The organism is Caulobacter sp. GW821-FHT12D05 (assembly GCF_058807295.1).
Window position 1 is genome coordinate 917,605 of the sequence record NZ_JBXAQO010000004.1, and the last position, 22,500, is coordinate 940,104.

Annotated in this window: 23 protein-coding genes and 1 tRNA gene; 15 read left to right on the forward strand and 9 right to left on the reverse strand. The window is 68.5% G+C overall.

Translation table 11 applies throughout. From position 1 onward, the window contains the following. Nucleotides 1–12 precede the first annotated feature (12 nt). From rfaE1 to queG, 3 genes are all read left to right on the forward strand, one after another. Complete coding sequence (gene rfaE1 / locus AC1RRR_RS22635) at nt 13–1,464, forward strand: D-glycero-beta-D-manno-heptose-7-phosphate kinase (RefSeq protein WP_492816319.1); 1,452 nt, start codon at nt 13–15, stop codon at nt 1,462–1,464. 114 nt (nt 1,465–1,578) lie between these two features. Further along, on the forward strand, nt 1,579–2,265 hold the full coding sequence (gene fzlA, locus AC1RRR_RS22640) for an FtsZ-binding protein FzlA (protein WP_492816321.1): 687 nt from the start codon (nt 1,579–1,581) through the stop codon (nt 2,263–2,265). Beyond that, nucleotides 2,246–3,361 carry a tRNA epoxyqueuosine(34) reductase QueG gene (queG, locus tag AC1RRR_RS22645; protein ID WP_492816323.1) on the forward strand — a complete coding sequence of 372 codons (1,116 nt, stop codon included), beginning with the start codon at nt 2,246–2,248 and terminating at the stop codon, nt 3,359–3,361. Before fzlA ends, queG begins: the two co-directional genes overlap by 20 nt. Before the next feature lie 9 nt (nt 3,362–3,370). On the opposite strand, the gene AC1RRR_RS22650 is transcribed toward queG, so the two are convergent. Continuing rightward, nucleotides 3,371–4,246, reverse strand: a complete 876-nt coding sequence (locus tag AC1RRR_RS22650) for a UTP--glucose-1-phosphate uridylyltransferase (protein WP_492816325.1) — start codon at nt 4,244–4,246, stop codon at nt 3,371–3,373. Nucleotides 4,247–4,408: 162 nt separating this feature from the next. Here AC1RRR_RS22650 and bamJ point away from each other — a divergent pair, with 162 nt between their 5' ends. Further along, nucleotides 4,409–4,906 (forward strand): BamJ family beta-barrel-assembly machinery protein, encoded by a 498-nt coding sequence (gene bamJ, locus AC1RRR_RS22655; RefSeq protein WP_492816327.1) that lies wholly within the window; start codon nt 4,409–4,411, stop codon nt 4,904–4,906. A gap of 117 nt (nt 4,907–5,023) precedes the next feature. Here bamJ and AC1RRR_RS22660 read toward each other — a convergent pair whose 3' ends face one another. The 3 genes from AC1RRR_RS22660 to rfbC form a co-directional block, all read right to left on the reverse strand. Next, entirely contained in the window at nt 5,024–6,226 is a 1,203-nt protein-coding gene (locus tag AC1RRR_RS22660; RefSeq protein WP_492816329.1) for a threonine ammonia-lyase, read from the reverse strand. A gap of 62 nt (nt 6,227–6,288) precedes the next feature. Then, nucleotides 6,289–7,188 (reverse strand): alpha/beta fold hydrolase, encoded by a 900-nt coding sequence (locus tag AC1RRR_RS22665; RefSeq protein ID WP_492816331.1) that lies wholly within the window; start codon nt 7,186–7,188, stop codon nt 6,289–6,291. A 2-nt stretch (nt 7,189–7,190) separates the two neighbouring features. Beyond that, entirely contained in the window at nt 7,191–7,754 is a 564-nt protein-coding gene (gene rfbC, locus AC1RRR_RS22670; protein WP_492816333.1) for a dTDP-4-dehydrorhamnose 3,5-epimerase, read from the reverse strand. Between the two features lie 33 nt (nt 7,755–7,787). Between rfbC and AC1RRR_RS22675 the strand changes: the two genes are divergently transcribed. Continuing rightward, complete coding sequence (locus tag AC1RRR_RS22675; RefSeq protein WP_492816335.1) at nt 7,788–8,825, forward strand: glycosyltransferase family 2 protein; 1,038 nt, start codon at nt 7,788–7,790, stop codon at nt 8,823–8,825. Here the strand turns inward: AC1RRR_RS22675 and argE are convergent. Beyond that, a complete protein-coding gene (argE, locus tag AC1RRR_RS22680) occupies nt 8,788–9,966 on the reverse strand; it encodes an acetylornithine deacetylase (RefSeq protein ID WP_492816337.1) in 1,179 nt (392 codons plus the stop codon). The genes AC1RRR_RS22675 and argE overlap by 38 nt on opposite strands. 78 nt (nt 9,967–10,044) lie before the next feature. On the opposite strand from argE, the gene AC1RRR_RS22685 reads away from it, so the two are divergent. The 4 genes from AC1RRR_RS22685 (at nt 10,045) to AC1RRR_RS22700 (ending at nt 14,103) form a co-directional block, all read left to right on the forward strand. Beyond that, the gene (locus AC1RRR_RS22685) at nt 10,045–10,680 is read left to right on the forward strand and encodes a glutathione S-transferase N-terminal domain-containing protein (protein ID WP_492816339.1); all 636 of its coding nucleotides are present in this window, start codon (nt 10,045–10,047) and stop codon (nt 10,678–10,680) included. 90 nt (nt 10,681–10,770) lie between these two features. Next, nucleotides 10,771–11,613, forward strand: a complete 843-nt coding sequence (purU, locus tag AC1RRR_RS22690; RefSeq protein ID WP_492816341.1) for a formyltetrahydrofolate deformylase — start codon at nt 10,771–10,773, stop codon at nt 11,611–11,613. Nucleotides 11,614–11,677: 64 nt separating this feature from the next. Then, nucleotides 11,678–12,739 carry a dTDP-glucose 4,6-dehydratase gene (gene rfbB / locus AC1RRR_RS22695; RefSeq protein ID WP_492816343.1) on the forward strand — a complete coding sequence of 354 codons (1,062 nt, stop codon included), beginning with the start codon at nt 11,678–11,680 and terminating at the stop codon, nt 12,737–12,739. 86 nt (nt 12,740–12,825) lie between these two features. Continuing rightward, entirely contained in the window at nt 12,826–14,103 is a 1,278-nt protein-coding gene (locus AC1RRR_RS22700; protein ID WP_492816345.1) for a serine hydrolase domain-containing protein, read from the forward strand. Here the strand turns inward: AC1RRR_RS22700 and AC1RRR_RS22705 are convergent. After that, entirely contained in the window at nt 14,100–14,537 is a 438-nt protein-coding gene (locus AC1RRR_RS22705; protein ID WP_492816347.1) for a COG3650 family protein, read from the reverse strand. The two genes, AC1RRR_RS22700 and AC1RRR_RS22705, sit on opposite strands and share 4 nt — an antisense overlap. Nucleotides 14,538–14,584: 47 nt before the next feature. On the opposite strand from AC1RRR_RS22705, the gene AC1RRR_RS22710 reads away from it, so the two are divergent. The 4 genes from AC1RRR_RS22710 (at nt 14,585) to AC1RRR_RS22725 (ending at nt 18,424) form a co-directional block, all read left to right on the forward strand. Then, entirely contained in the window at nt 14,585–15,709 is a 1,125-nt protein-coding gene (locus AC1RRR_RS22710) for a DNA cytosine methyltransferase (protein WP_492816349.1), read from the forward strand. A 74-nt stretch (nt 15,710–15,783) separates the two neighbouring features. Further along, nucleotides 15,784–16,770 (forward strand): cysteine synthase A, encoded by a 987-nt coding sequence (gene cysK, locus AC1RRR_RS22715; RefSeq protein ID WP_454761864.1) that lies wholly within the window; start codon nt 15,784–15,786, stop codon nt 16,768–16,770. A gap of 20 nt (nt 16,771–16,790) precedes the next feature. Then, the gene (locus AC1RRR_RS22720) at nt 16,791–17,975 is read left to right on the forward strand and encodes an FAD-dependent oxidoreductase (protein ID WP_492816595.1); all 1,185 of its coding nucleotides are present in this window, start codon (nt 16,791–16,793) and stop codon (nt 17,973–17,975) included. After that, the gene (locus AC1RRR_RS22725; protein ID WP_492816351.1) at nt 17,972–18,424 is read left to right on the forward strand and encodes a very short patch repair endonuclease; all 453 of its coding nucleotides are present in this window, start codon (nt 17,972–17,974) and stop codon (nt 18,422–18,424) included. Before AC1RRR_RS22720 ends, AC1RRR_RS22725 begins: the two co-directional genes overlap by 4 nt. On the opposite strand, the gene AC1RRR_RS22730 is transcribed toward AC1RRR_RS22725, so the two are convergent. From AC1RRR_RS22730 to AC1RRR_RS22740, 3 genes are all read right to left on the reverse strand, one after another. Beyond that, on the reverse strand, nt 18,379–20,094 hold the full coding sequence (locus AC1RRR_RS22730) for an ATP-binding protein (RefSeq protein WP_492816597.1): 1,716 nt from the start codon (nt 20,092–20,094) through the stop codon (nt 18,379–18,381). The two genes, AC1RRR_RS22725 and AC1RRR_RS22730, sit on opposite strands and share 46 nt — an antisense overlap. 196 nt (nt 20,095–20,290) lie before the next feature. Further along, nucleotides 20,291–20,575: a DUF167 family protein gene (locus tag AC1RRR_RS22735; RefSeq protein WP_492816353.1), complete on the reverse strand. Its 285-nt coding sequence runs from the start codon at nt 20,573–20,575 to the stop codon at nt 20,291–20,293. After that, nucleotides 20,568–20,882: a YggT family protein gene (locus tag AC1RRR_RS22740; RefSeq protein WP_492816355.1), complete on the reverse strand. Its 315-nt coding sequence runs from the start codon at nt 20,880–20,882 to the stop codon at nt 20,568–20,570. Before AC1RRR_RS22740 ends, AC1RRR_RS22735 begins: the two co-directional genes overlap by 8 nt. A gap of 112 nt (nt 20,883–20,994) precedes the next feature. On the opposite strand from AC1RRR_RS22740, the gene AC1RRR_RS22745 reads away from it, so the two are divergent. Together AC1RRR_RS22745 and AC1RRR_RS22750 are read left to right on the forward strand one after the other, a co-directional pair. Further along, nucleotides 20,995–21,070: transfer RNA gene (locus AC1RRR_RS22745), tRNA-Ala, on the forward strand. Between the two features lie 230 nt (nt 21,071–21,300). Continuing rightward, entirely contained in the window at nt 21,301–22,485 is a 1,185-nt protein-coding gene (locus AC1RRR_RS22750) for a carbohydrate porin (protein ID WP_492816357.1), read from the forward strand. The last annotated feature ends 15 nt before the right edge of the window (nt 22,486–22,500 follow it).

The following is a 22,500-nucleotide window of genomic DNA, read 5'->3' on the forward strand; positions in this document are numbered from 1 at the left end:
GTACGGAACCGCATGAACGACGCCCTCTCCCATCTCCCCCGCGCCTTCGCCGGCAAGACCGTGCTGGTCCTTGGCGACGTGATGCTGGACCGCTTCATCTATGGCGCGGTCGACCGTATCTCGCCCGAGGCGCCGGTGCCGGTGATCGCGGTCGAGAAGGAAACCGCCATGTTGGGCGGCGCGGGCAACGTGGCCCGCAACGTCGCGGCCCTGGGCGCCAAGGCTGTGCTGATCGGCTTGGTCGGTCAGGACGACGCCGGCGCGGCCCTGCTCGGCATGATCGACGCAGAGCCTGGGCTGGAGGCCGAGCTGGTCGCCGATCCCAAGCGCCGCACGACCGAGAAGGTCCGCTACATCTCCGGCTCGCACCAGATGCTGCGGGTCGATCGCGAGGATCGGGGTCCCGGCGACGCCGCCGCCTTGCTGGCCGCCTTCAAGGCGCGCCTGGCCTCGGCCGACGTCGTGGTGCTGTCCGACTACGCCAAGGGCGTGCTGACGCCCGAAGTCGTGCGCGGGGCGATCGATGCGGCCCGCGCCGCCGGCAAGCCGGTGATCGTCGACCCCAAGAGCCGCGACTTCGCTCGTTATGACGGCGCGACCCTGATCAAGCCCAACCGCAAGGAGGCCGCCGAGGCCACGGGCATCACCGACAATTCCGACGAAGCCTCGGAAGACGCCGGCGCGGCGATCCTGGCTATGGCGCCGGGGCTGGACGCGGCCCTGATCACCCGCGGCGGCGCGGGCATGACCCTGGCCGTGCGCGGCCAGCCGCCAGTGCATCTGCCGGCCACCGCCATCGAGGTGTTCGACGTCTCCGGCGCCGGCGACACCGTGGCCGCGACCCTGGCGCTGGCCGTGGCGGCCGGCGGGAGCCTCCCCGACGCCGCGCACCTGGCCAACCTGGCCGGTGGCCTGGTCGTGGCCAAGCTCGGCACAGACGTGGTCACCGCCGCGGAGCTGACCGCCGTCGCCGCCTCGGCCCAGGGTGAGCCCGGTGAGATCAAGATCGCCGACCGCGACCAAGCCAAGCAGATCGTCGAGGGGTGGCGCGCGCGCGGCCTGAAGGTCGGCTTCACCAACGGCTGCTTCGACCTTCTGCACCCCGGCCACGTCTCGCTGCTCAGCCAGGCCAAGGCCGCCTGCGACCGGCTGATCGTCGGCCTCAACACCGACGCCTCGGTCTCCAAGCTGAAGGGCCCGACCCGGCCGGTGCAGAAGGAGACGGGCCGCGCCACGGTGCTGGCCTCGCTGTCGTCGGTCGACCTGGTGGTGCTGTTTGGCGAAGACACCCCGCTGGAGCTGATCAAGGCCTTCCGCCCCGACGTGCTGGTCAAGGGCGCCGACTACACGGTCGAGACGGTCGTCGGCTCGGACGTCGTGCTGGGCTACGGCGGCAAGGTGGTGTTGGCCGAGCTCAAGCAGGGCCAGAGCACCACGAACCTGATTGCGAGAATGAACAGCTAAGTGAGTCAAAAGGCCGCGTAAAAGCCTGCTTTCCTTGGCTTAACGGCGTTCAGCAACCTCTTGTTAAGCAAAGCGGCGCATCGCTCTTTCGATGCAGCCTGAGCGCACCTGGGCATGAGCGTCGAACGCACCCTCCACCACTTCCCCCTGGACCCCGCCTCGCGACAAGTGCGTCTGGCGCTGGGCGAGAAGCGGCTGCCGTTCGTCGAGATCCAGGTCCGCTACTGGGAGATGCCGCCCGAGTTCACCTCGCTGAACCCGTCGGGCCTGCCGCCGGTGCTGGTCGAGACCCGCAACCAGCGCAACCTTGTGGTCTGCGAGACGCGGGCCATTCTCGAGCACATCGAAGAGACCGAGAGCGAGCCGGCGCTGCTGGGGCGTGACGCGGGCGAACGCGCCGAGGCTCGCCGCCTGTTGCAGTGGTTCGACCGCAAGTTCGACAACGAGGTCAACGGCTTCCTCCTGCACGAGAAGATGGAGAAGCGTCTGCTGCGGATGGGCGCGCCGGACCTGGCCGCCTTGCGTCAGGGCCGCGAGGCGCTGCGTCATCACCTGGGCTATATCGACGGGCTGCTGCAGACCCGCGACTGGCTGGCCGGTCGCCGCATGAGCCTGGCCGACTTCGCCGCCGCCGCCCACCTGTCGGTCATCGACTATTTCGGCGACGTGCCCTGGAAGGACTTCCAGGCGGCCAAGACCTGGTACATGAAGCTGAAGTCGAGGCCGGCCTTCCGTCCGATCCTGGCCGACCGCTGGCCCGGCCTCGCGCCGGCCGCGCACTATGACGACCTCGACTTCTGACCTGACCCCCGAAGCGATCAAGGACGAGATCCGCGCCGAGGCCCTGAGCCTGGGGTTCTCGACCTGTGGCTTCGCCGACGCGGCGGCGGCCTGGCCCAATGGCGAGTGGCTAAAGGCCTTCGTCGAGGCCGAGCGACATGGCGACATGGGCTGGATGGAAGAGACGCTGGAGCGGCGCTCGCACCCCACCGCCATGTGGACCGATGCGAAGTCGGCGGTGGTGCTGGGCGTCAACTACGGCCCCGACATCGACCCGCTGGAGCAGCTGAAGTCCACAAGCGACGCGGCGATCTCGGTCTACGCCCAGGGCGACGACTATCACGACGTGATCAAGAAGCGCCTGAAGGTGCTGGCCGGCTGGATGCACCGCCGGTTCGGCAACGACGTGAAGGTGTTTGTCGACACCGCGCCCTTGATGGAAAAGCCGCTGGCTCAGCGGGCCGGCCTGGGCTGGCAGGGCAAGCACACCAACCTGGTCTCGCGCCAGTTTGGCTCGTGGCTGTTCCTGGGCAGCGTATTGACCACGTTAGACCTGCCGCCGGACGAGGCCGAGGTCGACCACTGCGGCCGATGCAGCGCCTGTCTCGACATCTGCCCGACTAACGCCTTCCCGGCCCCGCGCCAGCTGGATGCGCGGCGCTGCATCTCGTACCTGACGATCGAGCTGGCCGGACCGATCCCGGCGGAGTTCCGGCCCGCCATGGGCAACCGGATCTATGGCTGCGACGACTGCCTGGCGATCTGCCCGTGGAACAAGTTCGCGTCGTTCTCCAGCGAGGCCAAGCTGCAAGCGCGCGAGGCGCTGAAGCAGCCGTCTCTGACCGAGCTGGCGGTGCTGGACGATACCGAGTTCCGGACGCTGTTCTCGAAGAACCCGATCAAGCGCATCGGCCGGGATCGCTTTGTCCGCAACGTGCTCTACGCGATCGGCAACAGCGGCGATGCGAGTCTGATGGCGGTGGTCGAGCCGCTGTTGGCGGATCCCGCGCCGGTGGTGCGTGGGGCGGCCGTCTGGGCCGCGCGGCGACTGCTCGGAGACGCCTCGGCGCTGAAGCGCGCCGAGGACGATCCCGAGGTTCTGGCCGAGTGGGCCTAGGCCTACGCCTTAGGCCTTTAGGGCGGCTTCCACGGCCACGCGGGCCGCGGCGCCCAGGTCGGCGCGCTTCAGGGCCAGGGCGACATTGGCCTTCAGCAGGCCGATCTTGTCGCCGCAGTCGTGGGTGACGCCTTCATAGACATAGGCGTGGAAGTCCTGGACCTTCATCAGCTTGGCCATCGAGTCCGTCAGCTGGATCTCGTTGCCCGCGCCCTTTTCCTGTTCGGCCAGCAGGTCGAAGATCTCGGGCTGCAGGATGTAGCGGCCGGCGATCGACCAGTTCGAGGGGGCCGTGCCCTGGGCCGGCTTCTCGACCATGCCGGTCATGGTGGCCAGGCGGCCGTTCACTTCGCCCGGCGCGACGATGCCGTACTTGTGGGTCTCGCTGGCAAGCACTTCCTCGACGCCGATGACGTTGCCGCCGCCGACCTTGTCATAGACCTCGATCAGCTGGCCCAGCGCCGACGGATCGGCGTCGACGATGACGTCCGGCAGCATCACGGCGAACGGCTCGTCGCCGATGATGTCGCGGGCGCACCACACCGCGTGGCCCAGGCCCAGCGGGGCCATCTGGCGCACGAAACTCATCTCGCCCGGCTTGGGCAGCTCGTCGCGCAGCTGCTTGAGGATATCGAGCTTGCCCTTGGCTTCCAGCTGGGCTTCCAGCTCGACCTGGTGGTCGAAATAGTCCTCGATCGCGCCCTTGCTGCGACCGGTGACGAAGACGAAGTGCTCGATGCCGGCCTTGCGGCCTTCTTCGACGATGTACGACAGGATCGGCCGGTCGACGACGTTCAGCAGCTCCTTCGGGGTCGTCTTGGTGCCCGGCAGCACGCGGGTGCCCAGACCGGCGACGGGAAGGACGGCTTTACGGACGGGTTTCATGAGCAGCTCGTCTGAATATTGGGACGCTGTTTCTAGAAAAGCTTGTCGACGAAAGCCACCACTGTTCCGTGAAAAGTATGCATCAGCCCGTCGGTGTTCATCCGGAGATGGAATCCCGGGCTCTTCGTGCTAGCTGAACGGCCTGATTGTTCGAGGTTCTTCATGCATCGTCGCGCCCTGCTTCTCACCTTGGCCGCCGCCGGCCTGACCCTGGCCGCGTGCGGTCCCAGCAAGAAGGCCCAGGAGAACCTCTCGATCGCTGACGCTTTCATGGCCAAGAATGCCAAGGAACCGGGTGTCGTCACCCTGCCGCAGGGCCTGCAATACAAGGTCGTGCGCGAAGGCCCGCAGGGCGGCCTGCACCCGAACAAGGCCGACGAGGTCAAGGTCCATTACGAAGGCAAGCTGATCGACGGGACGATCTTCGATAGCAGCTACGAGCGCGGCGTGCCGGCGGTGTTCCCGCTGGACGGCCTGGTGCCGGCCTGGGTCATCGCCCTGCAACGCATGAAGGCGGGCGACGAGTGGATCCTCTACGTGCCGCCGGCCCTGGGCTATGGCGCGCAGGACAAGGGCCCGATCCCGGCCAACAGCGTGATGATCTTCCGCATCGAGTTGCTGGACGTGAACCGCATCGCACCGGGCAAGCCGCAACAATAGATCCTCCCCCCAGCGGGGGAGGCGGCCGAAGGCCGGAGGGGGAAGAGGCAAGGTCGGCAGAACTTCCCCCACCGTCCGCTGCGCGGACACCTCCCCCGCTAGGGGGAGGATTTCAGATCAAACCACCCGCGGCGGGTAACCCTTGTCGCGGAGGGCGTTCATGACGTCCTGGGTGTGCTGGGCGTCGCGGGTTTCGATGGTGATGTCGAACTCCGCGCCCTTAGCCGGCACGTCCAGGGCCAGGCGGTTGTGGTTCACTTCGATGATGTTGGCGCCCATCGTGCCGATCACGCTGGCCACGGTCGACAGCAGGCCCGGGCGGTCGTCGCCGATGATCCGCAGGGACACCAGGCGCTGGGCGCGGACCAGTTCGCGGGTCAGCACCGAGGCCAAGAGGCGGGTGTCGATATTGCCGCCGCACAGGATCAGGCCGCACTTCTTGCCCCGGAAGCGTTCCGGATAGGCCAGCAGCGCCGCCAGCGAGGCCGCGCCGGCCCCTTCCGCAATGGTCTTCTCGACATTGCAGTACAGGGCCACGGCCTGCTCGATATAGGGCTCTTCCAGCAGCAGCACGTCGTCGATCAGCGGACGGACGACGCTGTAGGTCAGCTCGCCGACCTGCTTGACCGCGACGCCCTCGGCGATGGTCTGGCCGCCGCAGTGGGCCGCGACGCCGCGCATCTTGGCCGTGAACGACGGATACATGGCCGGCTCGCAGCCGATGATGTGGATGTCGTTCTTCAGGGCCTTGGCCGCCGTGGCCACGCCGCTGATCAGGCCGCCGCCGCCGATCGGCACGGGCAGGACTTCCAGGTCCGGCACGTCTTCCAGCATCTCCAGGGCGATCGTGCCCTGGCCGGCCATGATGTCATAGTCGTCGAACGGGTGGACGAAGGTCAGGCCCTGCTCTTCGCGCAGCTTGCGGGCATGGGCGTTGGCGTCGTCATAGGTCTCGCCCTCGATGACCACGTTGGCGCCGAAGTCGCGGGTGTGCTGCACCTTCACGAACGGCGTGGTCTTGGGCATGACGATGGTGACGGGCACGCCCAGGCGGGCGCCGTGGTACGCGAGGCCCTGGGCATGGTTGCCGGCGCTGGCGGCGATGACGCCCTTGGCCTTCTCGGCCTCCGAAAGCAGCATCAGCTTGTTCAGCGCGCCGCGCTCCTTGTAGGCGGCGGTGAATTGCAGGTTCTCGAACTTCACCCAGACTTCGGCGCCGGTGATCTTCGACAGCGTCTTGGAGTGGCGGCACGGCGTGCGCTCGATCTGACCCTTCAGGCGGCCGGCGGCGGCTTGGATGGCGGCGAGGTCGAGGGTCATAGGCGCTCCAGCACGAGAACTGCCGGGGCTCTAACACGGCCAAGCCGTCCGGGCACACCCCTTTAGGGCGCGGTCTCCAGCAGGTTTTCTATTGCGGCCCAGGCCTCAGGCTCCGTCAGCATCGGCGCATGGCCGACGCCGGGGACCTCGGCATAGGCCATGTGGGGCGCGGCGGCCTTCATGCGTTCGGCGATGGCGGGGTCGATCAGGTCGGAGATCCCGCCGCGCACCAGCAGCAGCGGGCGGTCCTTCGCCAGGGCGCGGAACAGCGGATACATGTCCGGCGGCGCCAGCGCCGCGCCGCCTTCCGCTTGGGATTTGGCCGCCGCTTCGGCAGCCGCCTTGATCGGGGCGGAGATGTCGGGGTCGTAGGCCAGGACGAAGCCGCCGTCCTGCTCGTCGAACAGCCGGCGGGCGAAGACGTCCCAGTCCTCGGCGGTGTAGGCCGGGAAGGCGGCCTCGTTGATCGCCTTGGCGTAGGCGACGGCGGCGTCCCAGGTCTCGAACCGGCTGGCCATACCGGTATAGCCGGCGATGCGGGCCAGGCCGACGGGCGACAGCTCGGGGCCGACGTCGTTCAGCACGGCGGCCGCGATCGCCTGGGGCATGATCGAGGTCAACACCATGGTGATAAGTCCGCCCATGCTGGTGCCGACAAATACCGCCCGCTCGATCCCGGCCGCCTGAAGCAGCGAGACGATGTCGGCGGCGTAGGTGCCCGGATGGTAGTTCATCGGGTTCGGATCGCGGGCCGACAGGCCCCGGCCGCGCACGTCGACCGCCAGCACGCGGCGGCCGGTGGCGGCGATTTTGGGCGCCAGATCCTCGAAGTCGCGGGCGTTGCGGGTCAGGCCGTGGATGCAGATCACCGGCAGCTTCCGGCTCTCGCCAACGGGCGCATAGTCCCGCGCATGCAGCGGCAGGCCTTCGTGCGAGGTCCAGAAGAAGTCGGTGAAGCTCATGCTCAGGCCTCGTAGACGAAGGGTGAGTCGATCTCGCTCAGCAGCGGCGCTGCGTTATCGCGGTCGTTGGCGGTGATCTCGGCGACCGGGATCGGCCAGTCGATGCCGATCGCCGGATCGCTCCAGCGCACGGCGCCCTCGGCAGCCGGGGCGTAGTAGTCGGTGACCTTGTAGAGCACCTCGCAGGCGTCGGTCAGGGTGACGTAGCCGTGGGCGAAGCCCTTGGGCACCAGCAGTTGCTGGCGGTTCTCGGCCGACAGCTCGGCCCCGACCCATTGGCCATAGGTCGGCGAGCCTTCGCGGATATCGACAGCGACGTCGAAGATCGACCCGACCACGCAGCGCAGCAGCTTGTCCTGGGCGTGGGGCGGCTTCTGGTAGTGCAGGCCGCGCTGGATGCCGCGCGTCGTCGAGCGCACATGGTTGTCCTGGACGAAAGCGGCCTTAAATCCAGCCTCCTCCAGCGCCGCCTGGCGGAAGGTCTCGGAAAACCACCCCCGCTCATCGCCATGGCGCGCGGGCGTGATAAGCAGCACTTCGGGGATCGCCAGCGGCGTGATCTTCATGACGCGTACCTAGAGAAACGAATTTCGCCACCGATGCCGGCTGAGACGATCGAACACAAGAGCCCGGCGGTGAGCGTGATCATCGTCTCCTACCAGAGCGGCCCGACGCTGGCGCCCTGCCTGGAGCGGCTGGCGGCCCAGACCTTCCGCGACTTCGAGACCATCCTGATCGACAACGCCTCGACCGACGGCGCCCCGCAGGCGGCGGCGAAAGCCCACCCGTGGGTCGATTTCGTCGAGGCGGGCGCGAACCTGGGCTTCGCGGCCGGCAACAACTTCGCGGCCCGGCGCGCCAAGGGCCGCTGGCTGGTTTTGCTGAACCCCGACGCCTATGCCGAGCCGGAATGGCTGGCCGAGCTGATGGCTGGGGTGGGTCGTCACCCGACCGTAAAGAGCTTCGCGTCGCTGCAGCTGTCGGCCGATCGGCCGGGCTTGCTGGACGGGGCCGGCGACAATGTCACCAGCGCGGGCATACCGTTCCGCGGCGGGTATGGCCGCAAGGAACCGGCGGTCCTACCCGAGGGTGAGGTGTTCTCGGCCTGCGGCGCGGCCATGCTGATCGACCGCGACCTGTTCCTGGAGGTCGGCGGCTTCGACGAGCGGTATTTCTGCTACTGCGAGGACGTCGATCTGGGCTACCGCCTGCGGCTCTACGACTACCCGACCCTGCTTTTGCCGAAAGCCAAGGTCGCCCACGTGGGGTCGGCCAGCACCGGGGTGCGGTCGGACTTCGCGATCTTCCACGGCTCGCGCAACCGGGTCTGGACCTTCCTGAAGAACACGCCCGGCTGGCTGTTCCCGGTGACCCTGCCGCTGCACGTGGCCGTGACGTCGGGCCTGCTGTTGCTGCACTGGCGGCGCGGCGACGTCGAACCGGCGATCCGCGGCATCAAGGCGGCGCTGAAGCGCGAGGACCTGGATCAGGTCATGGCCGACCGCCGCGCCATCCAGGCCAAGCGCAAGGCTTCGCCCAGCGCGATCCTGCGGGTGATGTCGTTCGACCCGGCCGCCTTCATCGGCCGCCGGTTCATCATCAGGAAGTGGAAAGGTCCTCGATCAGCCGGCGCATGAAGGCGGCGCCGCGCTGCATCTGGCTGATCTCGACAAATTCGTCGGGCTGGTGCGCCTGGTCGATCGAGCCGGGGCCGCAGATCACCGTCGAGAAGCCCGCGCCCTGGAACTGTCCGGCCTCGGCGGCATAGGGCACAACGCGAGCGGGGCCGTTGTCGCCGGCCAGCTTGCGGGCGAAGGTTTCGGCGACGCCGTCTTCCTCGGGCGCGAAGGCCGGTGTCAGCGAGCGGCGCTCGACCTTGACGCCGCCTTCCGGGGCCTTGGCCTTGATCTCGGCGCCCATCGCCTCGCAGGCCGCGAAGAAGTCGGCCAGCAACGCCATCGGATCCATCTTGCCCGGGGTGCGCAGGTCGAACAGGAACTTGCACTCGCGGGCCAGGATGTTGCCGGCCGTGCCGCCATGGACCATGCCGACCGTCAGGGTCGCGCCCTTAGGCGTGAACGGCGAATTGGGATCGGCCTCGCGCTCCAGCTTTTCGGAGAGTTCGACCAGCATCGCCATCAGCTTGATCGCCATGGTGTTGGCCGAGACGCCCAGGTGGGTCAGGCTGGAATGGGCCTCGCGGCCGGTGACGGTGACCGTGAAGGTGGCGATGCCCTTGTGGCCGCGCACGGCGACCATGTCGGTGGGCTCGCCGACCACGACGAGCGCCGGCCGGGGAACCTCGGTGGCGATGACCGCGATCATGTCCGGCGCGCCCAGGCAGCCGACTTCTTCATCGTAGGAGAAGGCCAGGTGCACCGGCCGTGACAGGGTCGCCTGGGCCAGGTCCGGCGCGGCGGCCAGCGCCAGGGCCAGGAAGCCCTTCATGTCACAGGTTCCGCGGCCGTAGAGCCTGCCGTCGCGCTCGGTCAGCACCCACGGATCGCTGGACCACGGCTGGCCGTCGACCGGGACGACGTCGGTATGACCGGAGAGAACAACTCCGCCCTCGACCGCCGGGCCGATGGTGGCCATCAGGTTCGATTTGGTCCCGTCGGTGTTCGGCACCCGGCGGGTCGGGACGTCCAGATGCGCCAGGTACTGCTCGACCCACTGGATCAATTCCAGGTTCGAGCGGCGCGAGGTGGTGTCGAACGCCACCAGCTTGGCCAGGATGTCGATCGCGCGATCAGACAAGACTTCGGAAGAGGAAACCATGATCAGAGCCTAGACCCGTTCGCGCGGCGCCATCTACCCGCCCGCGCGTTGTTGACCCGGAATACAGGGAGATGCCTCGTGATCGATCTCTACACCTGGACCACGCCGAACGGCCGCAAGGCCTCGATCATGCTGGAGGAGGTCGGCCTGCCCTACCGCGTCAACCCGGTGAACATCGGCAAGGACGAGCAGTTCGATCCGAAGTTCCTGGCCATCTCGCCCAACAACAAGATCCCGGCCATCGTCGATCATGACGCCCCCGGAGGCCCTCAGAAGATGTTCGAGAGCGGCGCGATCCTTGTCTACCTGGCCGAAAAGACCGGCAAGCTGCTGGCCCCGAGCGGTCCCGAGCGCTGGGCGGCCCTGGAATGGACCTTCTGGCAAGTCGGCGGCCTGGGGCCCATGGCCGGTCAGTACGGCTATTTCGCCCTGCGCGCCGAAGAGAAGGTTCCCGCCGCCATCGACCGCTTTGGCGAGGAGGTCTCGCGCCTCCTGGGCGTGCTCGATCGGCGGCTGAACGACCATCCGTGGATCGCCGGCGAGCACTATTCCATCGCCGACATCGCCAGCTACAGCTGGACCAAGGCCGTGCTTGGCGCCCTGGCCAAGGCCGAGCCGGGTCGCGATCCCGGCGTTCCGGCGGTCGAGAACTGGCTGATGGCGGTGGAGGCTCGTCCCGCCGTCCAGCGAGGCATGGACGTGCCCAAGGTTTAGGAAAACTCCGCGCCCGACGGGAAAATCGGCCTCGCCTGACGCGTTCAGCCGCTTTTCTTCGGCGATACAGTTCTCTAGAGGGAGCGGACCATGATCCTGACCCTCTCCTGCCCCGACCAGCGCGGCATCGTCGCCAAGGTGTCCGCCTTCCTCTTCGAGCGCGGCTGCAACATCCTGGACGCCCAGCAGTTCGACGACCAGGAGACCGGTCAGTTCTTCATGCGCGTGGTGTTCGACGCCGACGGCGCTGATCGCAGCGCGGTGCGCGGCGAGTTCGGCGCCCTGGCCGAGCCGCTGAAGATGAAGTGGTCCCTGCGCGACCGCGCCGAGCGCTATCGCGTGCTGCTGCTGGCCAGCAAGTTCGACCACTGCCTGGCCGACCTGGTCTATCGCTGGCGGATCGGCGAGCTGCCGATGGACATCGCCGGCGTGGTCTCCAACCATCCGGCCGAGACCTACGAGCACATCGACCTGTCGGGCCTGCCCTTCCACCACATGCCGGTGACCAAGGAGACCAAGTTCGAGCAGGAAGCCGATCTCTGGAAGCTGATCCAGGAGACCAAGACCGACATCGTCGTGCTCGCCCGCTACATGCAGGTGCTGTCGGACGGCCTGTCGGCCAAGCTGCAGGGCCGCTGCATCAACATCCACCACTCGTTCCTGCCGGGCTTCAAGGGCGCCAAGCCCTATCACCAGGCCCATGCGCGTGGCGTGAAGCTGATCGGCGCCTCGGCCCACTACGTGACCGGCGACCTGGATGAAGGTCCGATCATCGAGCAGGACGTCGAGCGCATCAGTCACCGCGACACGCCCGAGGACCTGGTCCGCAAGGGCCGCGACATCGAGCGCCGTGTCCTGGCCCGCGCCCTGCGCTACCGCCTGGAAGACCGCGTGCTGCTGAATGGCCGCAAGACCGTGGTCTTCACCGACTAAGTTGCGCGTACACTAAAAACTGGATACGGACCCGGCTCTGTTTCAGCCCGAGGCTAACCCGCGCATGTCGCAGCAGAATCTCCGCGTGATGGTGACCGGCGGGTCGGGCTTCATCGGCTCGGCCGTGTGCCGCCACCTGGCCGGCCAGAACGACGTCGCGATCCTCAACTTCGACAAGCTGACCTATGCCGCCTCGCCGGCCAGCCTGGCGATGCTGGACGGCAAGGCCGACTACCAGTTCGTGCAGGGCGACGTCGCCGACGCGGCGGTGGTCTCGGCCACGATCAAGGCCTTCCGCCCCAATGTGGTCATGCACCTGGCCGCCGAGAGCCATGTCGACCGCTCGATCACCGGCCCCGGCGACTTCGTGCAGACCAACATCGTCGGTACATACGTCATGCTGCAGGCGGCGCTGGACCACTGGCGCACGCTGGAAGGCGGCGAGAAGGACGCCTTCCGCTTCCACCATATCTCGACCGACGAGGTGTTCGGCAGCCTGGGCGCGGACGGCCTGTTCAGCGAGACCACGCCCTACGACCCGCGCTCGCCCTATTCGGCGTCCAAGGCCTCGTCCGACCACCTGGCCCGCGCCTGGCATCACACCTACGGCCTGCCGGTGGTGGTTTCGAACTGCTCGAACAATTACGGCCCCTATCACTTCCCCGAGAAGCTGATCCCGCTGGTCACGCTGAACGCCCTCGAGGGCAAGTCGCTGCCGGTCTACGGCAAGGGTGACAATGTCCGCGACTGGCTGCATGTCGAGGACCACGCCCGCGCCCTGCACCTGATCGCCACCCAGGGCGTTCCGGGCGAGAGCTACAACGTCGGTGGCCGCAATGAGCGCACCAACCTGCAGGTGGTCGAGGCGATCTGCGACATCCTCGATGAGCTGCGCCCGATCGCCGGCCAGAGCCGCCGCGACCTGATTGCGTTCGTCACCGACCGTCCGGGCCACGACGCCCGCTACGCGATCGACGCGACCAAGCTGGAGACCGAGCTGGGCTGGAAGGCGCAGGAGACCTTCGACACCGGCCTGCGCAAGACCATCCAGTGGTACCTCGATAACGAGGCCTGGTGGGCCCCGCTGCGCGAGCGTTACGACGGCCAGCGCCTGGGCCTGAAGTAGCCGTCTACGACCTCGACGCTCTGGCCAAAAAGCTCAGCCTCGGCGAAGGTCCAACGCTGTCATAAGAAAGCGTTGGGGAGCCTCCCGTGTCCAAGAAGATCATCCTCGCCGCCGTCGCGGCGACGTTGCTGGCCGTGCCGGTCGCTCCCGCCGCTGCACGTGCGACGCCCGCCGCCTCGGCGCCCGCCCCGGTCAAGATCGACAAGAAGCGCATCGACGCGGCCCTGAAGGCCATGGTCGATAGCGGTCGCGCCGTCGGGGTCTCGGCGGTGGTCTGGAAAGACAGCCAGGAGCGCTATTTCGGGACCGCCGGCATGGCCGACCGCGAAGCCGGCAAGCCGATGCGTCGCGACACCCTGGTGCAGATCTTCTCGATGACCAAGCCGGTCACCGGCGTGGCGCTAATGCAGCTGTGGGAACAGGGCAAGTTCGGCCTGGACGACCCGCTGTCGCGCTACCTGCCCGAGTTCGCGGACATGAAGGTGATGGACGCCCAGGGCCAGACGCGCCCGGCGGCTCGCCCGATCCTGATCCGCGACATCCTGCGCCACACGGCCGGCTTCTCGTACGGAGGGACGGCCACCCCGGCCGATGCGGCGTTCTCGGCGCTGGATCCGATGAACCAGGCCAACGACCTGACCGAGTTCGGCCATCGCATCGCCAAGGCGCCGCTGCTGTTCGATCCCGGCGAGCAGTGGAGCTACAGCGCCGCCGTCGACGTCCAGGCCCTGTTGGTCGAGAAGCTGACCGGCCAGCCGTTCGAAGCCTATGTGAAGGCCCACATCCTCGAGCCCCTGGGCATGAAGGAAGCGGCCTGGACCCAGCCCGAGGCCGCCTTCGCTCGCCTGGCCGCCACCTACAACAAGGGTCCCGACGGGAAGCTGGCCCGCCAGGCCGACGCCGAGACCCGCCGCCTGAATTTCGACCCCGCTCGCCGCCTGACCATGGGCGGGGCCGGCATCGTCGCGCCGATCGACGACTACGCCCGTTTCTCGCGCATGCTGCTGAACGAAGGCGAGCTGGACGGGGTGCGGATCCTGAAACCCTCGACCGTGCGCCTGATGGCCACCGACCACCTGGACCCCCGCGTCACCCAGCGCCTCTGGCTGCCCAGCAAGGGCACGGTCGGCTTCGGTCTCGACTTCGCGGTCCGTAAGAGCGCGCCGAAGACGGCCGCTGAAAATCGCGGCGCGATCGGCGAATTCTTCTGGGACGGCCGCGAGACGACGCTGTTCTGGGTCGATCCGGTCAACCATCTGACGGCGGTGTTCTTCGTCCAGACCTTTCCATTCGACGGCACCCTGCACCACGACTTCCGCGAGGCCGTGTACGGCGCGGGCTATCTGGGACCCAAGGGCGACTAGGGCTTGGGCTGGGCGGCCAGGTCCCGGGTCTTCGAGGCGCAGCCCTTCAGGGTCTCGCCGTCGATCCAGACCTCGGCCAGGTAGCCGTAGCGGCGGTCGGACATGCCGTCCGAGCACTCGCCCGGCGTCAGGCGCAGCACGAGCCGGGTCTCGCCGGCGGTGGTGTCGAACACGCCCTGCTCGCCGTCGATGCGCACGCCGGAATTGCCGGTGACGACGTCGGCATGGTCGGGGCGGGACAGGGTCATGCCGTCGGCGCGCACCTTCACGTTCCAGAACGGCTCGGTCCCGACCGCGTCGAAGTCGCCGGAATAGTCCGGGCCGACGGTGATCGGCGCATCGGCCGGCGGCGGGGCTTCCTCGGCCGAGCCCATGGGCGACTGTCCGCAGGCCGTTATCAACAGGGCGGCGGCGATCAGGGCGGCGGTACGCATGTCTTTGACTATCCCCTCCAGGTCCGGTGAGGCTAGACTCAGCGGCGATGAATCGGAACGCTTCTCCCTCCTTCCTTGAGTTCTTCGCCGGCGGCGGCATGGCCCGGATCGGCCTGGGCGATGGCTGGACCTGTGCGTTCGCCAACGACTTCGACGCGGTGAAGGCCGACACCTATCGCGCCAACTTCGCCGACGCCGCTGAGCACTTTCATGCGGGCGACGTCTTCGCCCTGAGCGGTGGTGATATTCCGACCGCCGACTTGGCCTGGGCCTCGAGCCCCTGCCAGGACTTCAGCCTGGCCGGCGCCCGCGCGGGCCTAGCCGGCGGCAAGTCCTCGGCCTTCTTCGGCTTCTGGACTCTGATGAAGGCGATGTCGGCGCAGGATCGCGCCCCGCCGGTGATCGTCATCGAGAACGTCGTTGGCCTGCTGACCTCGCATCACGGCGACGACTTCACCGCCCTATGTGGCGCGCTGTCGGAAGAGGGCTACCGCTTCGGCGCGCTGGAGATCGACGCCGGGGCCTTTGTCCCGCAGTCGCGGCCCCGCGTGTTCGTCGTCGCCACCCGCCTGCCGACCGATGGCCTGGAAGGGACCAGCGGTTTCCACAGCCGCGCCGTGCGCGAGGCCGCCGCCCGCCTGCCCGACGACCTGAAGGAACGCTGGATCTGGTGGGGCGTCCCCTCGCCGCCGGCCCGCAACACCGATCTTTCCGTCGTGCTTGAGCCCGACGCCGCCATGACCTGGAACCCGCAGGAGCGCACCGACGCCTTGCTGGCCCTGATGGCCGACAGCCACCGCGAGGCCGTCGAGCGTCGGGTGAGGTCGGGCGAGCGCGCGGTCGGGGCCGTCTTCCGCCGGATGCGCGGCGGCGACCAGCGGGCCGAGGTGCGGTTCGACGGCGTCGCCGGCTGCCTGCGCACGCCGCGCGGCGGCTCCTCGCGCCAGACCCTACTGGTCATCGAGAACGGCCAGGTCCGCTCGCGCCTGGTCACGCCGCGCGAAGGCGCGCGCCTGATGGGCCTGCCCGACAGCTATCTGTTGCCGCGCTCGCAGACGGCGGGCCTGCAGGTGATCGGCGACGGCGTGGCGGTTCCGGCCGTGCGCTGGCTGGCGCAAACCCTGCTGGAGCCCTTGCTGATTAGCAAAACTGCAAGCCTCGCCGCCGAATGACCTCCTGACAGCTGGGGTTTGCGGGTTTAGGGTGCGCGCCGCTTCCCGCAACCCTAGGGCCTCCGAGGTATCCGATGGACGACGCTTCCTCCCTCTACGACGCTTCGCGTTTCAAGCGCGCGGGTCGCGGCAAGATCTACGACTCGATCATCGACACGATCGGCGACACCCCGATCGTCCGCCTGCCGCGCCTCACGGCCGAGCTGAAGCCCAAGGGCGAGGTCGTCGCCAAGCTCGAATTCTTCAACCCGATCGGTTCGGTCAAGGACCGCATCGGCGTGGCCATGATCGAGTCGCTGGAGGCGCAGGGCATCCTGAAGCCCGGCGCGACGATCATCGAGCCCACCTCGGGCAATACCGGCATCGCCCTGGCCTTCGTGGCCGCCGCCAAGGGCTACAAGCTGATCCTGGTCATGCCCGAGAGCATGTCGGTCGAGCGCCGCAAGATGCTGCTGCTGCTGGGCGCCAAGCTTGAGCTGACCCCGGCCGAAAAGGGCATGCGCGGCGCCGTCTCGCGCGCCCAGGAACTGATCGACGCCACGCCCGGCGCGGTGATGCCGCAGCAGTTCGAGAACGGCGCCAACCCGCTGATCCACCGCGTCTCTACCGCCGAGGAGATCTGGAACGACACGGCCGGCGCCGTGGACGCCGTGGTCTCGGGCGTTGGCACCGGCGGCACGATCAGCGGCGTCGGCCAGGTGCTGAAGGCCCGCAAACCCAGCTTGAAGATGGTCGCCGTCGAGCCCGAGGCTTCGCCGGTGCTGTCGGGCGGCGCGCCCGGCCCGCACAAGATCCAGGGCATCGGGGCCGGCTTCGTGCCGGGCATCCTCGACCGTTCGGTGATCGACGACATTGTCCAGGTCAGCAATGACGACAGCTTCGCCATGGCTCGCCGCGCGGCGGCCACCGAAGGCCTGCCGGTCGGCATCAGCTCGGGCGCGGCCCTGACCGCCGCCTTCGACCTGGCTCTGCGCGACGACTATGCCGGCAAGCTGATCGTGGTGATCATCCCCAGCTTCGCCGAGCGCTATCTGTCCACGGCGCTGTTCGAGGGCCTCTGAGCCCCCTTCGTGTAGGCGTCATCGGGTGCGGCGTCGGCGGCATGGCCGCCGCGCTGGCCCTGGCGCGCCGAGGGCATAGGGTCACCCTGCTGGAGGCCTTCGCGGCCCCGCGTCCGTTGGGCTCGGGGCTGTTGTTGCAGCCCACAGGCCTGGCGGCTCTGCGCGCCCTGGGTCTCGACGAGGCGATCCGTGAGGCCGGCGCCCGCGTCGACAAGCTGGAAGGCAAGGACACGCGCGGTCGCCGGGTCATGGACCTGGACTACGGCGACTGGCGACCCGGCGCGCATGGCGTCGGCATCCATCGCGCGGTGCTGTTCGACACCCTGCACGACCAGCTGGCCCCGGCCGGGGTCGAGGTCGTTACCGACGCGCGGGTCGTGCGGATCGAGAACCCCGCGAACCCTATTCTTCACGACCAGCAAGACCGCAGCTTCGGGCCCTTCGACCTGGCCATCATCGGCGATGGTTCGGCCTCGACCCTGCGGACGGCGATCCGGCCCGGCGCGCGGGCTCCCGTGTATCCGTGGGGCGCGGTCTGGACCAACGCCCGCGATCCCGAGGGTCGCTTCGCCGGCGCCCTGCGGCAGGTCTATCATCGCGCCGAGGTCATGAGCGGCGTGCTGCCCGTCGGGCGCGGCGCCGAGGGCGAGACCGATCAGGTCAGCCTTTTCTGGTCCGTGCCGGTCAAGGACCTGGACGCCTTCCTGGCTGGCGACTTCGAGACCTGGCGGCGCGAGCGGCTAGGGGCGCTGTGGCCCGAGGCCGCCGCGCTGCTGGAAGGCCGCGAAGCCTGGGAGGGTTTCTCCCGCGCCCTCTATCGCGACGTCTCGGTGGGACGCTGGAACCGCGACGCCTGCGTGCTGATCGGCGACGCCGCTCACGGCACCAGTCCGCAACTGGGGCAGGGGGCGAACCTGGCCCTGGTGGACGCCGTCGAGCTGGCCGTGCGCCTGGACCGCGACTATCGCGGGGTCACCGTCGCCGTCCGCGCCTGGCAGGACGACCGTCGGCGGCACACCGGCATCTACCAGCTGGTCTCCAAGGCCCTGACTCCGCTCTTCCAGGCCCACGGCGCGTTCTGGCCTTGCATGAGGGACTGGTTCTTCACCCCGATGTCGCGCTGGCCGGGCCTCAAGCAGCTGGGCGTGCTGCTGCTGACCGGAACTTTGCGCCTGGGCCGTTTCCCGCCGGAGACCCGGCCGTGACGACAGACGTCTATGACAAGGCCAAGCGCTCGGCCGTCATGGCCGCCGTGAAGAGCAAGGACACCACGCCGGAAAAGGCTCTACGCCGGATCCTGACCAGCCTGGGCGCGCGCTATCGGCTGCATCGCAAGGACCTGCCGGGTAATCCGGACCTGGTCATGCCGGGGCGCAAGCTGGCCTTCTTCGTCCATGGCTGCTTCTGGCATGGTCACGACTGTGCGCGAGGCTCTCGCGTGCCCAAGAACAATCGCGACTACTGGTTGGCCAAGGTGGCCCGCAACGTCGCCCGCGACGAACGTTCGCAAGCGGCGCTGGAGGCGGCCGGCTGGCGGGTCGAGGTGGTCTGGGAGTGCGCCATGAAGGACGAGGCGGCCCTGACGGCGCGCTTGGCGGCCGTGCTTGATCAGGCCGCGTCGGCCGAGGCGGACACCTCGACCGCCAGCACCTGAGCCAGGGCGCCGAACAGCTCCACGGGGTCGATCGGCTTGGCCACGTGGCCGTTCATGCCGGCGGCCATGCAGGCGTCCCAGTCCTTGGGCGTGGCCGAGGCGGTGACGGCGATGACCGGGGTGTCGCGATTGGGACCTGATCCGGCGCGCAGGATCCGCGTGGCCTCGCGGCCGTCCATGCCGGGCATGTAGACGTCCATCAACACCGCGTCGAAGACCTCGGCGTTCAGCAGCTCCAGCGCCTCCTCGCCGGACTCGGCCAGGGTGGCGTCGACGCCGAAGGGCTGGAGCACCAGCTCGATGGCCCGGCGGTTGACCACGTGGTCGTCGACCACCAGCACCCGCAGGCCGGTGATCGAGCGGCCCTCGTCCTCGGCGCGCGGGGCCTCGGCGGTCTCGAAGACCGTGGTCAGGGTGAAGTGGGCGCCGTGGCCGGGCGCGCTGGTGGCGGTCAGGTCGCCGCCCATCAGCCGGGCCAGCTCGCGGCTGATCGCCAGGCCCAGGCCCGAGCCGCCATGCTGGCGGACGATGGCGGCGTTCAGCTGGTCGAAGGGCGTGAACAGGCGCGGCAGGGCGGCCTCGGGGATGCCGGGGCCGGTGTCGATCACCTCGATCGACAGCAGGACCTGGTCGGGCGAGGGCTGGGCGTGCAGGACGACGGTGATCTCGCCGCGCTCGGTGAACTTGATGGCGTTGCTGAGCAGGTTGTTCAGCACCTGCTTCAGGCGCATGGCGTCGCCGGCCACCCAGCGGGGCAGGCTGGCCGCGCCCTTGATCCGCAGCTTCAGACCCTTGCGCGCGATCTCGGGCCGCCACAGGCGCAGGGTGTCCGACAGGGCCTGGCGCAGGTTGAAGGCCGACTGCTCGACCGTCATCCGGCCCGCGTCCAGGCGCGAGAGGTCCAGCAAGTCGTTGAGCAGGGTGCGCATCAGGCCCCCGGCGTCGGCGATCAGCTGGGCGTGGATCTTCTGGCCGGCCTCGGGGACCTCGCTGTGCAGGCGGGCGGCGCCGGCCAGGATGGCGCTGATCGGCGTGCGCAGCTCATGGCTGATCATGGCCACGAAGGCCGACTTGGCGGCGACGGCCTCCTCGGCCTCGTGGCGGCGGCGCTCGGCCTCGGCCTTGGCGTCGGCCTCGGCCTTCAGGGCGGCGCTGAGGGTGCGGCTGGCGACGGTGACCGAGACGATCATCAGGATGGCGCCGAACCAAAGGACGTCGGCCAGGTTGGCCCCGGGATTGGCGGCCTTGGCCACGAACGGCGCGATCAGCAGGTAGAGGGCGTGCGGCGCGGCGGCCATCAGGGTGGCCAGGCGGTTGCCGGCGTTGACCACCACGACGTTCAGCAGGGCGCCGGCCAGCAGCATGCCGCCCAGGGTCGGTGCGAACCGGATGTGCGAGGCGAACAGCGCCAGCGACACGGCGCCGAAGGCGGCCGAGGTGACGAACGGCGCGACCACGGCGGCCAGGCGTCGCCAGGTCGGCGCGGACTCCGTCGGACCCCGCACCCAGTTCTCGAAGGCGTAGCAGAGCGTGTAGACGCCGGCCCACACCCAGCCCCAGGCCGGATGCAGATAGACCTGCAGCAGCACGGCGATGGCCACAGTGGCGCCGATGCGCAGATAGGTGTTCGCGCGCCGTGAGGCGGCGGCGCGAGCCACGTCCTTCTGCATCGTCGTCTCGGTCACGCCTTCGCCCCCTGAGACCCCCCGGTCCCCACCACGGCCAGGCCAGCCGCGATGACCTAGATGGAAGTCAAAGAATGCCGCCTAGTCAATGGGTTGGACCATCATCGGGTTTGGGCATGATCGTGCTTTGCCAGCGCGCAGCGCGCCGGCTTCAGCAAGGATTTGCCTTTTGTGGTCAAGTTTAGGGACGTGCGCCGAAGGCCTTGGCCAGGTCGTCGGCGGTGACGCCATCCAGCTCCAGGCGCTTGAGCCGGGCCGTGTCGCCGGCCGCCAGACGGACGGCTGAGCGCGGGATCTTCAGGCTCTTGGCCAGGAAGGCCAGCAGGGCCGCGTTGGCCGCGCCGTCGACCGGCGGGCTGGCCACGCGGACCTTCAAGTAAGGGCGGCCGTCCGCGTCGCTGGCCCAGCCGTCAACCGCATCGCGGCCGCCACGGGGCGTCAGGCGGACGGCCAGGACCTCAGCCAAGAACGTTCAGCAGGGTGTTCTGAAGCGCCGGCAGGATGAAGATCTGCAGGCCGCGCAGCAGCAGCAGCACGATGATCGGGCTGATGTCGACGCCGCCGATCGACGGGATGATCCGGCGGAAAGGGGCCAGGATCGGGTCGGTGACGCGGTCCAGGAAGGAGGCGACATTATAGACGAACTGGTTGCGGCGGTTGATCACGTCGAACGCGAACAGCCAGCTCAGCACGGCCGAGATGATGATGGCCCACCACAGCAGGTCCAGCAGCGCGTTGAGGATGAAGAAGACGAGATTGATGATGGGCGCCATGGGATTTCCGTCTGATGCCACAGCTTCTTGCCGCGCCTGGAGGTTGCTGGCAAGGCGCGGTGAGAACCCCGCTTGACGTACGCGCCCAAGGGCCGTATCTCCGCCGCTCCTTGGGGCCGTAGCTCAGATGGTAGAGCGCCTCGTTCGCAATGAGGAGGTCAGGGGTTCGATTCCCCTCGGCTCCACCAAGGACCTTCCCGACACGTGCAAATGAACGCTTCTCCGGGTGAGAGCTTGACCGTGCACGTTCATGCCCCTTCCGCGCCCGTCAGCGTCATCTCGCCGCATGGGGCAGAAATCACCGTCTCGGCGCACGGTCTGCGACGACTCGCCACAGCCAAGGTTTACCGGATGGCGCCTCGCCCCGGATGAGGTTGCCCCCACGCCTGATCGAACGTCGGGCCAGCGGGGGGCTAGAATGCGCCAGACGAAAACCAACCGGATCGCCTATCGCCTGGCGGCGGGATCCTTCTTCATCGCCGCGGCGCTGATGGCGGCCGACGCCTATGCCGAACCGGCGCTGAAGCTGGGCGGCAGCTACACGGCGGACGTGACCGGCACGGTCAGTGGCGGTCTGGCCAAGCGCGGCCGGGTGCTGGACGATTTCCAGATCTCCGCCGATCTCGACCTGGACAAGGCCTTCGGCTGGAAAGGCGCGACCGCCCACGCCCTGTTCCTCAACAACAGCGGCGCCATGCCCAATGACGACGCCGGCACGCTGCAGGGCGTCGACAATATCGAGGTCAGCCGCCAGCGCGCCCGTCTGTTCGAGGCCTGGGTCGAGCAGGGCTTCGGCGACAAGGGCTCGATCCGCGCGGGCCTCTATGACCTCAACAGCGAGTTCTATTCCAACGACAGCGCCGGCATGCTGCTGGCCCCGGCCTTCGGCATCGGTTCGGAGCTGGCGGCCACGGGGCCGAACGGTCCGTCGATCTTCCCGTCCACCGCCTTGGCCGTGCGCGCCCGCTGGACGCCCAATGAGCACGTCTACGCGCAAGCCGCCGTGCTGAACGCCAATGCCGGCGTGCTGGGCGATCCCGGCGGTGTCCACACCTCGTTCGACAATGGCGTGCTGGTGATCGGTGAAGCCGGCTGGCAAGGGCGTGGCAAGGTGGCCCTCGGGACCTGGCGCTACAGCGACAAGCAGGACGACATCCGCAGCGTGACGCCCGCCGGCGATCCGGTCCACGCCACGGCCCAGGGCGCTTATGTCCTGCTGGAACGCCAGCTGACCGGCGAAGGTGATGACGTGGTTCGCAAGACCACGGCCTTCGCGCGCCTGGGCGTCTCGGACGGCGACACCACCGCCTTCAAGGGCGGCTGGCAGGCCGGCGTGCTGGTGGAGCATGTCTTCGAGAGCCGCCCCGACAGCGCCTTCTCGATGGGGGTCAACCAGGCCTATCTGTCGGGCAAGTTCCGCGACAACGCCTTTGACGCGGGCCAGCGCCTGCAACGCGCCGAGAGCGCGATCGAGGTGACCTATTCGGACAAGATCGGACCGGTGACGATCCAGCCCGACCTGCAATATGTGAAGGACCCAGGCGCCGACGGCGGCGTCGGCCATGCCCTGGTGGCGATCCTGCGGGTGGGCGTGGAGTTCTAGAACTCCACGCCACCA